General features: G+C 67.2%; 16 protein-coding genes. 4 read left to right on the top strand and 12 right to left on the bottom strand.

Annotated features, from left to right (window positions below):
- The 3 genes from BRX43_RS11820 to BRX43_RS20300 form a co-directional block, all read right to left on the bottom strand.
- A partial coding sequence (locus BRX43_RS11820) for a methyl-accepting chemotaxis protein (protein WP_241214919.1) occupies positions 1-705 on the bottom strand: 705 nt, incomplete at its 3' end.
- Complete coding sequence (locus tag BRX43_RS11815; RefSeq protein ID WP_206433192.1) at positions 633-1460, bottom strand: CHASE3 domain-containing protein; 828 nt, start codon at positions 1458-1460, stop codon at positions 633-635. The genes BRX43_RS11815 and BRX43_RS11820, both read right to left, overlap by 73 nt.
- A 55-nt stretch (positions 1461-1515) precedes the next feature.
- The gene (locus tag BRX43_RS20300; protein WP_164523591.1) at positions 1516-1674 is read right to left on the bottom strand and encodes a hypothetical protein; all 159 of its coding nucleotides are present in this window, start codon (positions 1672-1674) and stop codon (positions 1516-1518) included.
- A 352-nt stretch (positions 1675-2026) separates the two neighbouring features.
- Here BRX43_RS20300 and BRX43_RS11810 point away from each other — a divergent pair, with 352 nt between their 5' ends.
- Complete coding sequence (locus BRX43_RS11810) at positions 2027-2503, top strand: DUF4126 domain-containing protein (protein WP_206433191.1); 477 nt, start codon at positions 2027-2029, stop codon at positions 2501-2503.
- Positions 2504-2516: 13 nt separating this feature from the next.
- Here BRX43_RS11810 and eda read toward each other — a convergent pair whose 3' ends face one another.
- From eda to BRX43_RS11770, 8 genes are all read right to left on the bottom strand, one after another.
- Positions 2517-3101, bottom strand: a complete 585-nt coding sequence (gene eda / locus BRX43_RS11805) for a bifunctional 4-hydroxy-2-oxoglutarate aldolase/2-dehydro-3-deoxy-phosphogluconate aldolase (protein ID WP_125995095.1) — start codon at positions 3099-3101, stop codon at positions 2517-2519.
- 17 nt (positions 3102-3118) lie between these two features.
- Positions 3119-4087 carry a glucokinase gene (gene glk, locus BRX43_RS11800; protein WP_125995084.1) on the bottom strand — a complete coding sequence of 323 codons (969 nt, stop codon included), beginning with the start codon at positions 4085-4087 and terminating at the stop codon, positions 3119-3121.
- A gap of 36 nt (positions 4088-4123) precedes the next feature.
- Positions 4124-5935 (bottom strand): phosphogluconate dehydratase, encoded by a 1812-nt coding sequence (gene edd, locus BRX43_RS11795; protein WP_125995083.1) that lies wholly within the window; start codon positions 5933-5935, stop codon positions 4124-4126.
- 40 nt (positions 5936-5975) lie between these two features.
- Positions 5976-6680, bottom strand: a complete 705-nt coding sequence (pgl, locus tag BRX43_RS11790) for a 6-phosphogluconolactonase (protein WP_125995082.1) — start codon at positions 6678-6680, stop codon at positions 5976-5978.
- 104 nt (positions 6681-6784) lie between these two features.
- Positions 6785-8248: a glucose-6-phosphate dehydrogenase gene (zwf, locus tag BRX43_RS11785; RefSeq protein WP_125995081.1), complete on the bottom strand. Its 1464-nt coding sequence runs from the start codon at positions 8246-8248 to the stop codon at positions 6785-6787.
- 11 nt (positions 8249-8259) lie between these two features.
- A complete protein-coding gene (argC, locus tag BRX43_RS11780) occupies positions 8260-9186 on the bottom strand; it encodes an N-acetyl-gamma-glutamyl-phosphate reductase (protein ID WP_125995080.1) in 927 nt (308 codons plus the stop codon).
- Positions 9183-9455: an SH3 domain-containing protein gene (locus tag BRX43_RS11775; protein ID WP_125995079.1), complete on the bottom strand. Its 273-nt coding sequence runs from the start codon at positions 9453-9455 to the stop codon at positions 9183-9185. Before BRX43_RS11775 ends, argC begins: the two co-directional genes overlap by 4 nt.
- Positions 9456-9483: 28 nt before the next feature.
- Complete coding sequence (locus tag BRX43_RS11770) at positions 9484-9804, bottom strand: MarR family transcriptional regulator (protein ID WP_125995078.1); 321 nt, start codon at positions 9802-9804, stop codon at positions 9484-9486.
- A gap of 254 nt (positions 9805-10058) precedes the next feature.
- Between BRX43_RS11770 and secG the strand changes: the two genes are divergently transcribed.
- The gene (secG, locus tag BRX43_RS11765; protein ID WP_125995077.1) at positions 10059-10451 is read left to right on the top strand and encodes a preprotein translocase subunit SecG; all 393 of its coding nucleotides are present in this window, start codon (positions 10059-10061) and stop codon (positions 10449-10451) included.
- A gap of 85 nt (positions 10452-10536) precedes the next feature.
- Entirely contained in the window at positions 10537-12186 is a 1650-nt protein-coding gene (locus BRX43_RS11760; RefSeq protein WP_125995076.1) for a CTP synthase, read from the top strand.
- 121 nt (positions 12187-12307) lie between these two features.
- Here BRX43_RS11760 and BRX43_RS11755 read toward each other — a convergent pair whose 3' ends face one another.
- A complete protein-coding gene (locus BRX43_RS11755) occupies positions 12308-12781 on the bottom strand; it encodes an Hsp20 family protein (protein ID WP_125995075.1) in 474 nt (157 codons plus the stop codon).
- A gap of 261 nt (positions 12782-13042) precedes the next feature.
- Here BRX43_RS11755 and BRX43_RS11750 point away from each other — a divergent pair, with 261 nt between their 5' ends.
- A complete protein-coding gene (locus tag BRX43_RS11750; RefSeq protein ID WP_125995073.1) occupies positions 13043-15496 on the top strand; it encodes a TonB-dependent receptor in 2454 nt (817 codons plus the stop codon).
- Positions 15497-15618: the final 122 nt, after the last annotated feature.

Raw genomic sequence — 15618 nt, 5'->3', positions numbered from 1 at the left:
GCCGACGGCGTTCACCGCCATGCCGATGTCGCTCTGCGTCGTGGCCAATTGGTCGCGGGCATTCTTGGCCTCTTCCCCGGCACGCATCGCAAGCGCCGACACCAAGTCGGCGACGACCGCGAAACCCCGCCCGGCATCGCCCGCACGACCGGCTTCCACGGCGGCGTTCATGGCGAGCACCCGCGTCTGGAATGCGATCTTGTCCGGCCCATCGATGACCGTGTCGATCCCCTTGGCGCTGGCCGAGACGCGCTCCATGGCCTGCACCGCCTGAGTGGCGCAGCCGCGGCCGTCGCGTACCGCGAGCAGGGCCGCGCCCGATCCGGCTGCCGAGCGTCGGGCGGCCTCGGGCGTCTGCTTCAGCCGCGCCTCGACCTGGCTGACCGCGCTCGATGTCCGTTCCAGGCTGGCGGCGGCGCTTTCGGTGCGCCGCGCCAGATCCTCGAAGGCCGGGGCGATCTCGTTGGAACTGCCGTTGATCGCCAGCGCGCCGTCGGACACTGCACCGATCAGGGCACGGAGTTGCGACAGGGTCTCGTGGAAATCCGCCTTCAGCTTGGCGTAGCGCGGCGGCATGGCGGTGGTGATCGCGCCGGTCAGGTCGCCTCCGGACACGTGCGACAGATGCGGGCTCAGCGTGTCGACTGCCCGCTTCTGCTCGGCATCGTGGCGCGCCTGCTCGGCCTCGGCAACCTGCTTCGCCACGGCGGCGTCGCGGAAGACCAGCACGGCGCGGCCATGTCGCCCAGCTCGTCGGAACGCGCCGCCCCCTGGATCTCGACATCGTGGCGGCCGATCGCCAGCTCCGCCATGGTGCCGGTCAGGCGGGTGATTAGACGGGCGATGGTGCGGCTGAGCAGCACCGCCAGCAGGATCGCGGTCGCGATCAGCGCGATGCCACCGATCACCAGCGTCTTCATCCCCGTATGGATGGCGGCGGCCTGGCGTTCCGCTTCCCGCACCAGCCGTTTCGACTCATAGTCGCGAACGGCGCGCAGCGGCAGCACCGCCTTGCTGGTCATCACCGTCTGGCGGGCATCGCGCATCATCTGCTGCGCCTGTTGCTGGCCACCGCGCTCGACCAGCGCGATCAGCCGATCGCCCCAGTCCCGCCGCCACGCCAGCGTTTCCCGCTGCGAAGTGTAGATGTTGCGGAGCATTTCCGGGTCCGACAGCATCGGCCGCACGGCGGCATAGGTACTGTCAAATTCCGCTCGCGCCTCCCGGTAGGATTTGAGGTAGGTCGGGTCGGCGGTCACCATGAAGCCGCGGAACCGGCTGTTCTGCCGCAGGATGGACGTCTCTAGCGTCTGCACTTTGCTCAGCACCGTCTGGCTGGCGTTGCTGCTATCGGTCGCCCGTCGGATCGCGTCGAAGCTGCTATAAAATACCAGCATCATCGCGGCGGCCGAGGCGCAGAGCACCAGGAAGGAGACGGCCAGCTTGTGCGGGATGGTCATCGCACGGAACATCGATACCGGCCTATCGGAGGGGAGGGCGCGCGGACGAAGCCGGTTAGAAGGCGAGACGGGCCGTGGCCGACACGGGCCGGCCATTCAATATGCGGGCCCGGACGATGCCGGTCGCCGGGATCGAAGGATCGTCGATCGCTCCGACCGCCAGCGGGTCGAACAGGTTGTTGGCGCTCGCCATCAGATCGGGTGTCCCGGTCACGCCGTCACCGACAAAGCCGTCCGGGAGATCGGGCGGCCCCGTGCATCGATCGTGTCGGCAGGTGTCGGGCCTTACGGTTCCGCCGACGTGAGGGCGTTGGGTCCAGCCACCAATCGCTCCGTCATCGCCACCGCGCCGGCATGGGCCGCAGCGGGGACGGCGCTACAGACGATCGTGATCGCGAGCAGATGATAACGATACCGCAAACTGGATGCTCCCGAACGGTCTTATCTTCCACAGCCTGTTCTAGGACGCTGCCCGGGCGGACCTTGGGCATGGGCACGACATTTTGCGGTTCGGACGCTCGGTCGGTCTGAAACCCGGTCGCAGGCGAACACGTTCAGGCTGGCAAATGACGATGGAGGCAGGTGTGATCGCAGCGTTCAAGATGGGACTGGTCGGCGGGCAACGGGCGATGACGCCGCTCGCCGCCGTGGCGATCGGGATCGCGCGCGGCGAACTGCCGGCGCGGGACGGCTTGTCGACGCTGCTCGGCCAGCCGCTGGTGGCGGCGGGAACATTGGCGCTGGCGATCGGCGAGATGGCCGGCGACAAGCAGAAGACCGCCCCGGACCGCATCGTGCCGATCGGCCTTGCCGCCCGGTTCCTGACCTCGGCGATCGCGGGGGCGATGCTGGTGCCGAAACGGGAGCGCTGGTGGGGCGCGGCCCTGGCCGGGACCACGGCGGTGGTCTCGGCCTATCCCGGCTGGCGCCTGCGCATGGCGGCGCTCCACCGGCATGGACAGACGCCGACCGGCTTTGCCGAGGATATCGCGGTCCTCACCTCCGCCGCACGCATCGTGCGAGGCCGCGCGGCGGAGGCGTGATCGGGAGCGGCGTTCAGCCGCGCAGCGCGGCGGCGGCGCGGGCCTTGGCCTCGACCTCCGCCATGGTGCCGCCCGTCACCCAGCTGCCGCCGACGCATTCGACCTGGCCGAAGGCCAGCCAGTCGGGCGCGGACGCTTCGGTGATCCCGCCGGTCGGGCAGAAGCGGCACTGGTAGAAGGGCGCGGAGAGCGCCTTCAGCGCCTTGATCCCGCCGCTGGTCTCGGCCGGGAAGAACTTGAATGCGGTCAGCCCCAGGTCCAGCCCGCGCATGATGTCGCCGGCATTGGCGATGCCGGGCAGATAGGGGACGCCGGCGCCGGTGATCGCGCTGCCCAGCCGGTCGGTCAGGCCGGGGGAGACGATGAACTCCGCGCCGACCTTCATTACCTGCTCGAACTGGTCGGTGTTGATCACCGTGCCCGCGCCGACGATCGCGCCCTCGACCTTCTTCATCTCGACGATCGCGTCGAGCGCGGCCGGGGTACGCATCGTCACCTCGAGCACCTTCAGGCCCCCGGCGACCAGCGCCTCGGCCAGCGGCAGCGCGGTCGCGGCGTCGTCGATCACCAGTACCGGGATGACCGCGCTGGTGCGCATGATGGAAAGTATATCGGTCACTGGCTATGCTCCTGGGCGAAGGCGGCGGCGGCACCGAACAGGCCGGGCTGCGGATGGGTGATGAGCTTGACGGGCATCGCCGCCATCATCGACTGGAACCGCCCCTTGGCGACGAAGCGCTGATCGAAGGCGGAGCGGATCAGCTTGTCCTTGATGCGCAGGCCCAGGCCGCCGGCGATCACCACCGCCTTCGCGCCATGCGCCAGCGCCAGGTCGCCTGCAACCGCGCCCAGCGACAAGCAGAAGCGGTCGAGCGCGGCGAGCGCGATCGAGTCCGTGCCCTCCAGCGCCTCCTGCCAGATCGTCTTGTCGTCGCGACTGACGACGGGGCGGCCTTCCAGTTCGGCCAGCGTTTCGTAGATGGCGACGATGCCGGGCCCGGCGACGATCCGCTCGGCGGATACGCGGGTGAAGATCTTGCGCAGGCGACGCAGCATCGCGTCCTCCAGCGCGTCGAGCGGGGCGAAATTTATATGGCCGCCCTCGGTCGACAGGACCTGATAGCCGCCATTCTGCTTCAGCACCTGCGCCACGCCCAGCCCGGTGCCGGGACCGCAGACCGTCGTCACGCCCTCGGCCGGCAGCGGCGCGTTCGGGCCGCAGAGATGCTGGAAATCCTCATCCGGCAGCTGCGCCACGGCATGGCCGACCGCGCCGAAGTCGTTGATGATCGTGTAGATATCGGCGTTGAGCCGCTCGCCGATCAGCGACGGGCGGATGATCCAGGGATTGTTGGTCAGGCGGATGATGTCGCCGGTGATCGGCGAGGCGACCGAGATGGCGGCGGCGCGGGGCAGGGGCTTGCCATAGGCCGCCTCAAACGCCTGCCACGCGGTCTGGAGCGAGGCGTGCTCGGCGGTCTTCTGGGTCATCGGCTCGGACAGGGCGACGACACGGCCCCCTTCCACCTCGGCGATGGCGAAGCGGGCGTGCGTTCCCCCGATATCGACTGCGACGACCTGCATTGTCCCTCCCTCAAACCTATGTTTTCTTGGCGGCGATCAGAGCCCGGCGGCGGCCAGGATCGCCGAGGCGCCCCGTTCGGCTTCGTCCGCGTCGTGGCGGAACAGGGCAAAGAGCTCGCGCCCCATGCCGGTCGCGGCGTCGCCGCCCTGGGCCAGCGGTCGGGCCTCCCATTCGGCCGGATCGACCAGCGCGTCGAGCGTGCCGTTCACCGCGTCCAGCCGGATCATGTCGCCGTCGCGGATCTTGCCGATCGGGCCGTTGCCCAGTGCCTCCGGGCTGCAATGGATGGCGCAGGGCACCTTGCCGCTCGCGCCCGACATGCGGCCATCGGTGACCAGCGCCACCTTGAACCCGCGATTCTGCAGCACGCCGAGCGGCGGCGTCAGCTTGTGCAGTTCGGGCATCCCGTTGGCGCGCGGGCCCTGGAAGCGGACCACGACGACCACGTCGCGCTCCAGTTCGCCGGCCTTGAACGCCTCCAGCACGTCGAGCTGGTCGGCAAAGACACGGGCGGGGGCCTCGATCACCCAGCGCTCGCGCTCGACCGCCGACACCTTGATGCAGGCCCGGCCGATATTGCCCTGGAGGATGCGCATCCCGCCATCGGGCGAGAAGGGATTGGCGACCGGGCGCAGGATCGTCTCGTCGCCGCTCGGCCCCGGATCGGTCCAGGTCAGTACGTCGCCCTCGATTACCGGCTTCTCGCCAAAGGCGGTCAGGTCGCCGCCGGCGATGGTCAGGAGATCGCGGTGCAGATAGCCGCCGTCCAGCAGTTCGCGGACGACGAAGGGCATCCCGCCCGCCGCCTCGAAGCCGTTCACATCGGCCGAGCCATTGGGATAGACCCGCGCGATCAGCGGCACCACCGCCGACAACCGGTCCATATCCTCCCAGTCGATGATGATCCCCGCCGCCCGGGCGATCGCCGGCAGGTGGAGCAGGTGGTTGGTCGAACCGCCCGTCGCCAGCAGGCCGACCGCCGCGTTGACGATCGCCTTCTCATCGACGCAATGGCCGAGCGGGCGATAGTCGTCGCCGCGCACGCCGATCCGCGCCAGCCGGTGGACGGCGGCGCGGGTCAGTTCCTGGCGCAGCTTGGTGCCCGGATTGACGAAGGCCGCGCCCGGCATGTGCAGGCCCATCACCTCCATCATCATCTGGTTGGTGTTGGCGGTGCCGTAGAAGGTGCAGGTGCCCTTGGTGTGATAGGCCTGGATCTCGGCTTCGAGCAGTTCCTCGCGGCCGCACTCGCCCTCGGCATAGCGTTCGCGCACCGCGGCCTTGGCCTTGTTGGGCAGGCCCGACGGCATCGGCCCGCCGGGGATCAGGATGGTCGGCAAATGGCCGAAGCGCAGCGCCCCCATCAGCAGCCCCGGCACGATCTTGTCGCAGATGCCGAGCAGCGCCGCGCCCTCGAACGTGCCATGGCTCAGCGCCACCGCCGTCGACAGCGCGATCGTGTCGCGGCTGAACAGCGACAGCTCCATGCCCGGATAGCCCTGGGTCACGCCGTCGCACATCGCCGGCACGCCGCCCGCCACCTGCGCGGTCGCGCCGACCTCGCGCGCCCAGACCTTCATCAGTTCCGGATAGCGGTAATAGACGGCATGGGCTGACAGCATGTCGTTATAGGCGGTGACGATGCCGATGTTCATGCCGGCATCGGCCTTCAGCTGCTCGCGATCCTCCTCGGTGCCGGCATAGGCATGGGCGAGGTTCGCGCAGCCCAGGGCCGGGCGGCGGACGGCGCGCTCGCGCTCTCGCTCGATCAGGTCGAGATAGGTGCCGCGCGACGCGCGCGAACGTGCAATGATACGGTCGGTGACCGCCTGGATGTCCGCCTTCATCGGATGGGTCGCTCGCAATCGGGAGAGGGGAAACGGGCGGTCAGGGCGCCCAGTGGATGTCGATCGGCAGTTCCACGTCCGCCAGCACGCGGCCGATCGGATAGGCGGAGGACGGACCCTGTTCGATCGCGCGTTCCAGCACGTCGCGCTTGGCCTGGCCGGTCACCGCGATCATCATCGCCTTGGCGGAGATGATGCCGGCGCGCGACAACGACACGCGGGCGACCGGTGCTTCCGGCGGCAGCGGATCGGGCATCACGCCCAGCGCGCGGCGTTCCTTGGGACCGTTCAAGGCCTCGTCGAAATCGGGACCGGGGAAGATCGACGCGGTATGGCCGTCGCCGCCCACGCCCAGCAGGCAGAAGTCGAGCGGCCAGTGCAGATCCTGCATCAGCGCATCGGCCGAACGACCGGCCGCCTTATAGTCGGCGGTGGCTTCGGGCACGATCGGCATCACGCGCGCGCCCTTGGGCAGGAAGATCTTGGCCAGCGCGGTGACGTTCGACAGCGCGTCGCCCAGCGGCACGATCCGTTCGTCGGTCGGGACGATCGTCACCTTCTTCCAGTCGAGCTTGGCCTTGGCCAGCTTCTCATAGGCGGGGAAGGGGGTCTTGCCCCCCGCCAGCGCGATCACCGCCGATCCACGCGCGTCGAGCGCGCTTTCGATCACGAACTGGATATCGCCCGCGATCGCGTCGGCCAGCTCGGCCGCGTCGTCATATTCCCACCATTCGATCTCGGTCATCACAATCTCCGTGGCGGACGCTACGGCATCCGCAATCCCGCCGGAAGCCCGACCGGCTCCGACGCATACGTAAGTATACGGCTTTTACCAGACGCTTCCGCGGGTCAATCGTCCTGCCACGTCACCCCATCGCGCTCCGTGAGCGCGATCGCCGCGGACGGACCCCAGCTTCCCGAGGGATAGCTTCGCGGCTTGACGTTGTTCGCGTCCCAGCCCTCGCGGATCGCGTCGATGAAACGCCATTGCGCCTCCACCTCGTCGCGGCGGACGAACAGGGTCTGGTCGCCCTCGATCAGGTCGAGCAGCAGCCGTTCATAGGCGATGCGACGACGGCTGCCCGCGAACTCGGCGTCGAGCGACAGGTTGAGCGGGACTTCGCGCAGGCGGACGCCATTGCGGTCCAGGCCCGGCTCCTTGGCCATCACCAGCAGCTGGATATATTCCTCCGGCTGGAGGCGGATGATCAGCATGTTGGGCTGGAGCAGGCCGCCGCGCGCGCCGAACATCGAATGCGGCACGGCCTTGAACTGGATGGCGATTTCCGATCGGCGGGTCGCCATGCGCTTGCCGGTGCGCAGGTAGAAGGGCACGCCCTGCCAGCGCCAATTGTCGATATGCGCCTTGATCGCGACGAACGTCTCGGTGTTGGACGGCTGCCCCAGTTCCTCGGCATAGCTCTTGACGAACTGGCCCTTGACCGCGCCCTCGCCATATTGGCCGGTGACCGTCATCTGCGGCACCTCCTCGGGCTTCATGATGCGCAGCGAGCGGAACACCTTCGACTTTTCGTCGCGCACATCGGTGCCGTCGAAATGGGCCGGCGGCTCCATCGCGACCAGGGCGAGCAGTTGCAGGATATGGTTCTGCACCATGTCGCGCAGCGCCCCCGCCGTCTCGTAATAGCCAGCGCGCTCCTCCAGGCCCACCGTCTCGGCGATGGTGATCTGGACGTTGTCGATGCCCTGTGCATTCCACACCGGCTCGAAGAAGCTGTTGCCGAAGCGCAGCGCCAGGATGTTCTGGACCGTTTCCTTGCCCAGATAATGGTCGATCCGGTAGGTCCGCTCCTCCGGAAAGGCCTTGGCGACCGCGTCGTTGATCTCGCGGCTGCTGCCCAGGTCATAGCCCAGCGGCTTTTCCAGGCCGACCCGCACCGTGGTGCCGGCCAGACCGACGCTTTGCAGGCCGCTGATCGCGCTTTCGAACAGGGAGGGCGCGGTCGACAGGTAGATGGCGAGGCCACCAGCGATGTCGCCCACCTTTTCCGCCAGGGGGGCGAAGCTGGCGGGATCGGACAGGTCGGTCGGCTGGTAGAAGACCCGCTCCAGGAAGCTGGCGATCGCGCCTTCGTCCTTGCGATCCTCCGGCAGGAACTGGTCCAGCGCCTTGCGCGCAAAGGCGCGGTAGCCCTCATCGTCATGATCGTGCCGGGCCGCACCGAAGATCTTCAACTCGGTCGGCAGCAGATTGTCGGCGTGGAGGCCATAGAGCGACGGCAGCAGCATCCGCTGCGCCAGGTCGCCGGTGGCGCCGAACAGGAGGAGCTTGGCGACGGGATCACGCGGCATGGCGGTTCCTTTCAGCGATGGAGGCCGGCGAGGGGATCGAGCCCCGCCATGATGTTGAGGTTCTGGACGGCGGCGCCGCCCGCGCCCTTGCCGAGATTGTCGAGCGTCGCGATCAGCCGCGCCTGGCCGGTGGCGTCGTTGCCCAGCACCCGGAGCGTCAGCCGGTCGGTGCCGGCATTCTCCTCGATCGCGATACCCGTCGGCTGGTCGATGGCGACGGCGACGAGGGGCTGGCCGTCATAGGCGACGGACAATGCGTCGGTGAGGGCGGCCAGGGTCGGACGGCCGGGCAGGACATGGAGCGGCAGGGGCACCTCGACCACCATGCCTTGGCGGACATTGGCGACGGCCGGCGCGAAGATCGGCGCATGGTCCAGGCCCGAGTGACGCGTCATCTCCGGCACATGCTTGTGCGCCAGCGAGAGGGCATAGGGCCGGAAGGCGGAAGCGTCGCCGGCCTCATAGTCCGCGATCATCGCCTTGCCGCCACCGGAATAGCCGGAGGTGGCGTTGACGCTGACCGGCCAGTCGGCGGGGATCAGCCCGGCGCGGACCAAAGGTCGGACCAGCGCCAGGAAACCGGTCGGGTAGCAGCCGGGATTGGAGACGCGGGTGGCCGCCGCGATGCGGGCGGCGCCGTCCGGCTCCAGCTCGGGGAAGCCATAGGTCCAGCCATCGGCGACGCGGTGTGCGCTCGACGCGTCGATCACGCGGGTCCGGTCGTTGTCGATCAGGGCGACCGCCTCGCGCGCCGCATCGTCGGGCAGGCAGAGGATGACGAAATCCGCATCGTTCAGCGCCTCGCGACGCGCCGACGCGTCCTTGCGGCGGGCTTCGTCGAGCAGCAGGATCTCGACATCGGTACGCTCGGCCAGCCGTTCGCGGATGTCGATCCCCGTAGTGCCGGCCGCGCCGTCGATGAACAGCCGTGCGGTCATGCCAGCGCCGCCAGGGGCAAATAGCCGACGAGATCGTGATTCGCCGCACGACCCCAGGCGGTATCGCCGATCAGGTCGAGCAATTCGAACCGCTCGCCGGGGGCCAGCGTGACCAGCGGCTCGGATTGGGGATCGCGAGCGCTGCGCAGCACGGCGGTCGATGCGACCGCGCGCTCCACCGATGCCGCGTAATGGGGAGCAAACACCTGATCCGCGAGACGAATATCCGCCAGATCGGGGCGCACGGCATGGCTGCGGGGATCGAGCATGACCGAACGCCCGGTCAAGGCGAACGCCCTACGCGAGGGCGCGCTGGGCGGTGCTGGGGTCCTGGTCGCCGATGAACTGCCCGAACTCTTCAAGAAACTCTGCCCCTTCGGATGTGCGCGCGACGAAGATGTTGCGCTTGTCGCTATCGTCGCGTTGGCGGCGCAGATAGCCGAGGGCACCCAATCTGTTCAAGGCGCGCGTCACGACGGGCTTCGAGACGTTCAGCGCGCGCGCCAAGCCGCGCACCGTATGCGGTCCGGGCTTGAGATAGACGAGGAGGAGCAGAGCCATCTGGCGATTGGTCAGGTCGGGTTCGCCCGAGCGGACGTAGTCGACCAAAGCGGTCATCCAGATGGACAGGGAATGAGGGTCACTCGTGGGCACAGGCGATATTCCGAATGATCCACGTCCCCCGCAGGCGGGAGATCGTTTCGTTTCGTTGCCATAACGCCCCGTAACGCGGCAGGTTTCCGCCAATTTTACCGCTTTGCAACGTAGGGCGAAACGCATGGGTGCGGCGCGGCGGGACGAGGCCGGTTGATCGATGCGGGCGGCTCGCCTATGTGCCCCACTTCATTCCCTTTCGGACTGCACCCAGCCCTATGTTCGCCTTCCTCCTCGTCGTCCACGCCATCATCGCCGCGGCGCTCGTCACCGTGATCCTGATGCAGCGGTCGGAAGGGGGCGGTCTGGGCATGGGCGGCAGCCCGTCGGGCCTGATGTCGGCGCGCGGCGCGGCCGATTTCCTCAGCCGCGCGACGGCGGTATTGGGCAGCGCCTTCGTCCTGTTCTCGATCGTCCTCGCGGTTCTCGCGGCGACGCATCGCGGCACCCAGACGATTGACACTTCGCTCGCCCGCCAGGTACCGGCCGCACCGGCCGCCGGTGTGCCTACCGCTCCGGCGGCGGGCCAGCCCGCGACCCAGCCGGGTGTGGCGCCGACGGCGGCCCCGACCGATGCGACCGGCAACGCGTCGGTCCCGCTCGCGAACTAAAACCCTCCATCCGTCGCAATACGCACCCGTGATCGATCACGGGTGCTTGTCGTGCGTCCCCATTCCAAGCTAGGCGATTCTTCCCATGGCGCGGTACATCTTCATCACCGGCGGCGTGGTCTCGTCGCTCGGCAAAGGCCTCATGGCGGCCTCTCTCGCAGCTCTCTTGCAGGCGCGCGGCTACAAGGTCCGCATCCGCAAGTTCGATCCCTATCTGAACGTCGATCCAGGGACGATGAGCCCCTATCAGCATGGCGAAGTCTATGTGACCGACGACGGGGCCGAGACCGACCTCGATCTCGGCCATTACGAGCGCTTCACCGGCGTCGCGGCGCATCAGTCGGACAATGTCACCTCCGGGCGCATCTATCACACGGTCATCACGCGCGAACGGCGCGGCGATTATCTGGGCGCGACGGTTCAGGTGATCCCGCACGTCACCGATGCGATCAAGGCCTTCGCCCGCGCCGACACGGTCGACGACAATGGCGAAGAGCTGGACTTCGTCCTGTGCGAGATCGGGGGCACGGTCGGCGATATCGAGTCGCTACCCTTCATCGAATCGATCCGCCAGCTCAAGAACGAGCTGGGCCGTGGCCGCTCGATCAGCATCCACGTCACGCTGGTGCCCTATATCGCGGCGGCGGGCGAGCTGAAGACCAAGCCGACCCAGCATTCGGTGCGCGAGATCGCGGCGCTGGGCGTCGCGCCCGACGTGTTGGTCTGCCGCTGCGAACAGCCGCTCCCGCCGTCGGAGCGGTCGAAGATCGCGCTGTTCTGCAACGTACCGGCGTCCGCCGTCATCCCGGCGCTGGATGCGAAGAGCATCTATGCGGTGCCGCTGCAATATCATGCCGAGGGGCTGGACGAAGAGGTGCTGCGCGCCTTCGGGATCGAGCCGCAGGGCGCGCCCGACCTGTCGCGCTGGTCGGAGATCGTCGATCGCTTGACGAACCCGCAGGGCGAGGTGACGATCGGCGTGGTCGGCAAATATGTCGGCCTGCAGGACGCGTACAAGTCGCTCAACGAGGCGCTGGTCCATGGCGGCATCGCCAACCGCGTGAAGGTCAATGTCCGCTGGATCGACGCCGAGCTGTTCGAGGGCGACGATGTCGAGACCCTCGCGCAGCTGGAGCCGTGCGACGCGATCCTGGTGCCCGGCGCATTCGGCGAGCGGGGAGCCGAGGGCAAGATCGCCGCGATCCGCTTCGCGCGTGAGCGTCGTATCCCCTATTTCGGCATCTGCTTCGGTATGCAGATGGCCTGTATCGAGGGGGCTCGGAACCTGGCGGGCATCGCCGATGCGTCGTCGACCGAGTTTGGCCCGACCGAGCAGCCGGTCGTCGGTCTCATCACCGAATGGATGGGCCGCGACGGGCTGGAGAAGCGCGAGGAGCAGGGCGATATGGGCGGCACGATGCGGCTCGGCGCCTATGAGGCGAAGCTGACCGGCAACAGCGTCGTCGCCGGCATCTATGGCGGTGAGACGATCTTCGAGCGGCATCGTCACCGTTACGAGGTCAACACCCATTACAAGGACGCGCTGGAAAAGGGCGGCCTGGTGTTCAGCGGCATGTCGCCCGACGGTACGCTGCCCGAGATCGTCGAGCGGCCGGACCATCCCTGGTTCGTCGCGGTGCAGTTCCACCCGGAACTGAAGTCCAAGCCCTTCGATCCGCACCCACTATTCGCCAGCTTCGTCGAAGCGGCGGTCAAGCAGAGCCGGCTGGTCTGATCCGGACCAGCCGTCGCCATCTCCACACGGGATGATGACGAGGTAAAAGGAAAGCGCCCGGGCCTTGCGGCCCGGACGCCCCTGCGACGCCGGGAAAAGGGAGCAACCGGCGTCGAGCGCTTCAGGCGGCCTGAGCCTCGCTGCCCGAGTCCGTGCGGTTCTCGACAGCGGAGAGCGGCGCGCCGGTCTTGATCGCGATCTGCTTCGGCTTCATCGCTTCGGGAACCTCGCGCACCAGATCGACGACCAACAGGCCATCGTTCAGCCGCGCATCCTCGACGAACACGAAGTCCGCCAGTTCGAAGCGACGCTCGAAGGAGCGGTTCGCGATACCGACATGGACGAAGGTCGCGCTGGGCTTCTCGTCCTTCTTGCCGGTCACGAGCAGCAAGTTCTGCTGCGCCGTGATCTCGATCTCATCCCGAGAGAAACCGGCCACCGCCAAGGTGATGCGGTAGCGATCGTCGGCGAGACGCTCGAGGTTGAAGGGGGGATAATTCTCCGCCGACGCGTTGCGCGCGTTGGTCTCGAGAAGATCAAACAGACGGTCGAAACCGATGGTCGAACGTCGATAGGGAGTCAGGTCGAGGCGCATTTCAAATCCTCCGATGAGCGAGTTGACTACGACCGAAGCCCGCCTGTGCGCGGCTCCGGCATACGGCCCGTTTGGCACCGTATGCCGCATAGATGGTTCGCCATCGCCCTCTTTCAAGAGGATTTTACATCCAGCTAAAGTACTGAAATATCAGAATAAATAGAGAAACTTTCCTGGCGCGAACATTTTGCTTGGTTCATATCCCAGCAATATGGTGGAGTTTGGGCGCAAAGCGAAAACACGCACCAGGGAGCCTCCTTCATGACCCCCACTTTGACGCTGCTGCTCGCGCTGCAGATCGCCGCGCCGGCCACCGACGCGCAGACTGCGCCGTTCACTGCGGAGGCGTCGCCCCAGGCGGAGGATGCTTCGACCGGTCGCACCGGTCCCGCGGTCGCGACATCGGGCGGCGATATCGTGGTGACGGCGCGCCGCCGCACCGAGTCGGTGCAGACCGTGCCGATCGCCGTGTCGGTGATCGGCGGGACCGCCCTGGCGGAGACGGGCACCTATAATGTCAGCCGCCTGACCCAGATCCAGCCGACGCTGCAATTCTATTCGACTAATCCGCGCAACTCGGCCGCGAACATCCGTGGCCTCGGCGCGCCGTTCGGCCTGACCAATGACGGGATCGAGCAGGGGGTCGGCATCTATGTCGACCAGGTCTATTACAGCCGCATCGCCTCCGCGACGTTCGACTTCACCGATACCGAGCGGATCGAGGTGCTGCGCGGGCCGCAGGGTACGCTCTATGGCAAGAACACCACCGCCGGCGCGATCAACATCATCACCCGCAAGCCCAGCTTCACGCCCGAGGCTCGGGTGGAACTGACCGGCGGCAATCTCGACTTCTTCCAGGGCAAGGCATCGGCCTCCGGGCCGCTGGTCGACGACAAGGTCGCGATCCGTCTCTCGGCCTCGGTGACGACACGGCGGGGCACGATCTACAATGTCCGGCAGAACGAGTGGCAGAACAGCCAGGACAATAAAGGTGTCCGTGGCCAGATCCTGTGGAAGGCCACGCCCAATCTCGACCTGACGCTGAGCGGCGATTATGCGCGCCAGAACCCCAATTGCTGCGTGCAATATTATGCGCGGGTCGGCGCGACGCAGCGTCCGACCAACCGGCAATACGCCGAGCTGGCTGCCGCGCAGGGCTATCAGGTGCCCTCGACCGATGCCTTCGATCGATTGACCGATGTCGATACCGACCTGCGCGCCAAGCAGGAACTCGGCGGCCTGTCGCTGCTCGCCAATTGGGACCTGGGCGGGTCGACGCTGACCTCGGTCAGCGCCTGGCGTTTCTGGCACTGGGACCCGTCGAACGACCGCGACTTCATCGGCCTGCCGATCACCACCGTCTCGGCCAATCCGTCGCAGCAGAGCCAGGTCAGCCAGGAACTGCGCATCGCTTCGAACGGCAAACGCACGCTCGATTATGTGCTGGGCGCGTTCTATTTCTATCAGACGATCGACACGCAGGGTTTGCAGGTGCAGGGGCCGGCCGCCAGCGCCTTCCTGCTCAATCCGACCAGCGCGGCGGGGCGTAATCCCGCGACGCTGAACGGCCTGACTGCGCGCAACACGATAGGCTTCAAGAACACCTCCGCGGCGCTGTTCGGCAAGCTGACCTGGCATGTCGACGATCGCCTGTCGATCGCGCCCGGCCTGCGGCTCAATTACGACCAGAAGAGCGGGTCCTATCTGTCGGTGGTGACGACGGGCAGTGGTTCGACCAACCTGACCAGCGATCAGCGCGGCGTCCTCGCGCCGCAGCGCTACGACCCGGACTTCCACAACTGGAACCTGTCGGGCGACCTGACCGTGTCCTATCAGTTCACGCCGGACGTCTTCTATTACGCCACCTATGCGCGCTCCTATAAGTCGGGTGGCATCAACCTGTCGGGCCTGCCGCTCGACGCGGCGAACCAGCCGATCCTGGCGTCGGCGACGGTGAAGCCGGAGAAGGTCAATCATTTCGAACTCGGCTTGAAGACGCGGCTTGCGGACCGGCGGGTGACGCTGAACCTGGCCGGCTTCTGGACGGTGATCGACGATTATCAGGCGACCGTCACCAACGGCCAGCTTGGCGTGCTGCGCGGCTATCTGGCCAATGCCGGCCGGGTACGGACGCGCGGCATCGAACTCGACTCGGCCGTCCGCCCGACCGATCGACTGAACGTCTATGCCAATGCGGCCTTCACCGACGCCAAATATGTCCGCTTCACCGACGCGCCATGCCCGCCCGAACTTTCCGGCGGCAGCGCCGCGTCGGCCACCAATCCGGCGAGCCCGGCCGGACGCCCCGGCACAAGCACGCAACCGTCCTACAGCCCGGCCAATTGCGACATTTCCGGTCAGTGGCTGCCGGGCGTGTCCAAATGGGCCTTCTCTTACGGCGCGGAGTATCAGCTCCCCGCGACCGCCGTGGGGTTGGAGGGCGATTTCTACGCGGGATACGACGGCAGCTACCGGTCAAAATTCTCGTCCAATCCGTCCCGGTCGCGCTATACCGATATCGCCGGCTATGCGCTGAGCAACATCCGGGTCGGTTACCGCGAGGGCGGGACGTGGAACGCCTTCGCCTGGGTGCGCAACGTCTTCGACAAGGATTATTACGAGTTGCTCGCCACCCAGTCGGGGAGCACCGGCCTGATCGTCGGCCAGCCCGGCGACCCGCGCACCTACGGCGTGACCGTATCGCGCAGCTTCTGACCGATTGACGCGCATCCTGCCCGGACCGGCAGGATGCGCGGATCGGGGGAGGAATACACCCGCCGCTCATTCGCGGTTAATCTCGATCGTGTCATAGGAACGATGCCGACGGGAAGTGGCAG

Origin of the sequence: Sphingomonas sp. S-NIH.Pt15_0812 (assembly GCF_003951315.1) — a bacterium.
In the GTDB taxonomy this organism is placed as follows: domain Bacteria; phylum Pseudomonadota; class Alphaproteobacteria; order Sphingomonadales; family Sphingomonadaceae; genus Sphingomonas.
Note: the sequence above shows the minus strand (reverse complement) of the source record. Positions and strands in the feature narration are given on the sequence as shown.

What these genes read in the sequence shown, in the direction of transcription:
- BRX43_RS11815 (WP_206433192.1), bottom strand. Translation starts at nt 1,460, where the DNA reads ATGACCATCCCGCACAAGCTGGCCGTCTCCTTCCTGGTGCTCTGCGCC.
- BRX43_RS11810 (WP_206433191.1), top strand. Translation starts at nt 2,027, where the DNA reads ATGACGATGGAGGCAGGTGTGATCGCAGCGTTCAAGATGGGACTGGTC.
- eda (WP_125995095.1), bottom strand. Translation starts at nt 3,101, where the DNA reads ATGCGCACCAGCGCGGTCATCCCGGTACTGGTGATCGACGACGCCGCG.
- glk (WP_125995084.1), bottom strand. Translation starts at nt 4,087, where the DNA reads ATGCAGGTCGTCGCAGTCGATATCGGGGGAACGCACGCCCGCTTCGCC.
- edd (WP_125995083.1), bottom strand. Translation starts at nt 5,935, where the DNA reads ATGAAGGCGGACATCCAGGCGGTCACCGACCGTATCATTGCACGTTCG.
- pgl (WP_125995082.1), bottom strand. Translation starts at nt 6,680, where the DNA reads ATGACCGAGATCGAATGGTGGGAATATGACGACGCGGCCGAGCTGGCC.
- zwf (WP_125995081.1), bottom strand. Translation starts at nt 8,248, where the DNA reads ATGCCGCGTGATCCCGTCGCCAAGCTCCTCCTGTTCGGCGCCACCGGC.
- argC (WP_125995080.1), bottom strand. Translation starts at nt 9,186, where the DNA reads ATGACCGCACGGCTGTTCATCGACGGCGCGGCCGGCACTACGGGGATC.
- BRX43_RS11775 (WP_125995079.1), bottom strand. Translation starts at nt 9,455, where the DNA reads ATGCTCGATCCCCGCAGCCATGCCGTGCGCCCCGATCTGGCGGATATT.
- BRX43_RS11770 (WP_125995078.1), bottom strand. Translation starts at nt 9,804, where the DNA reads ATGACCGCTTTGGTCGACTACGTCCGCTCGGGCGAACCCGACCTGACC.
- secG (WP_125995077.1), top strand. Translation starts at nt 10,059, where the DNA reads ATGTTCGCCTTCCTCCTCGTCGTCCACGCCATCATCGCCGCGGCGCTC.
- BRX43_RS11760 (WP_125995076.1), top strand. Translation starts at nt 10,537, where the DNA reads ATGGCGCGGTACATCTTCATCACCGGCGGCGTGGTCTCGTCGCTCGGC.
- BRX43_RS11755 (WP_125995075.1), bottom strand. Translation starts at nt 12,781, where the DNA reads ATGCGCCTCGACCTGACTCCCTATCGACGTTCGACCATCGGTTTCGAC.
- BRX43_RS11750 (WP_125995073.1), top strand. Translation starts at nt 13,043, where the DNA reads ATGACCCCCACTTTGACGCTGCTGCTCGCGCTGCAGATCGCCGCGCCG.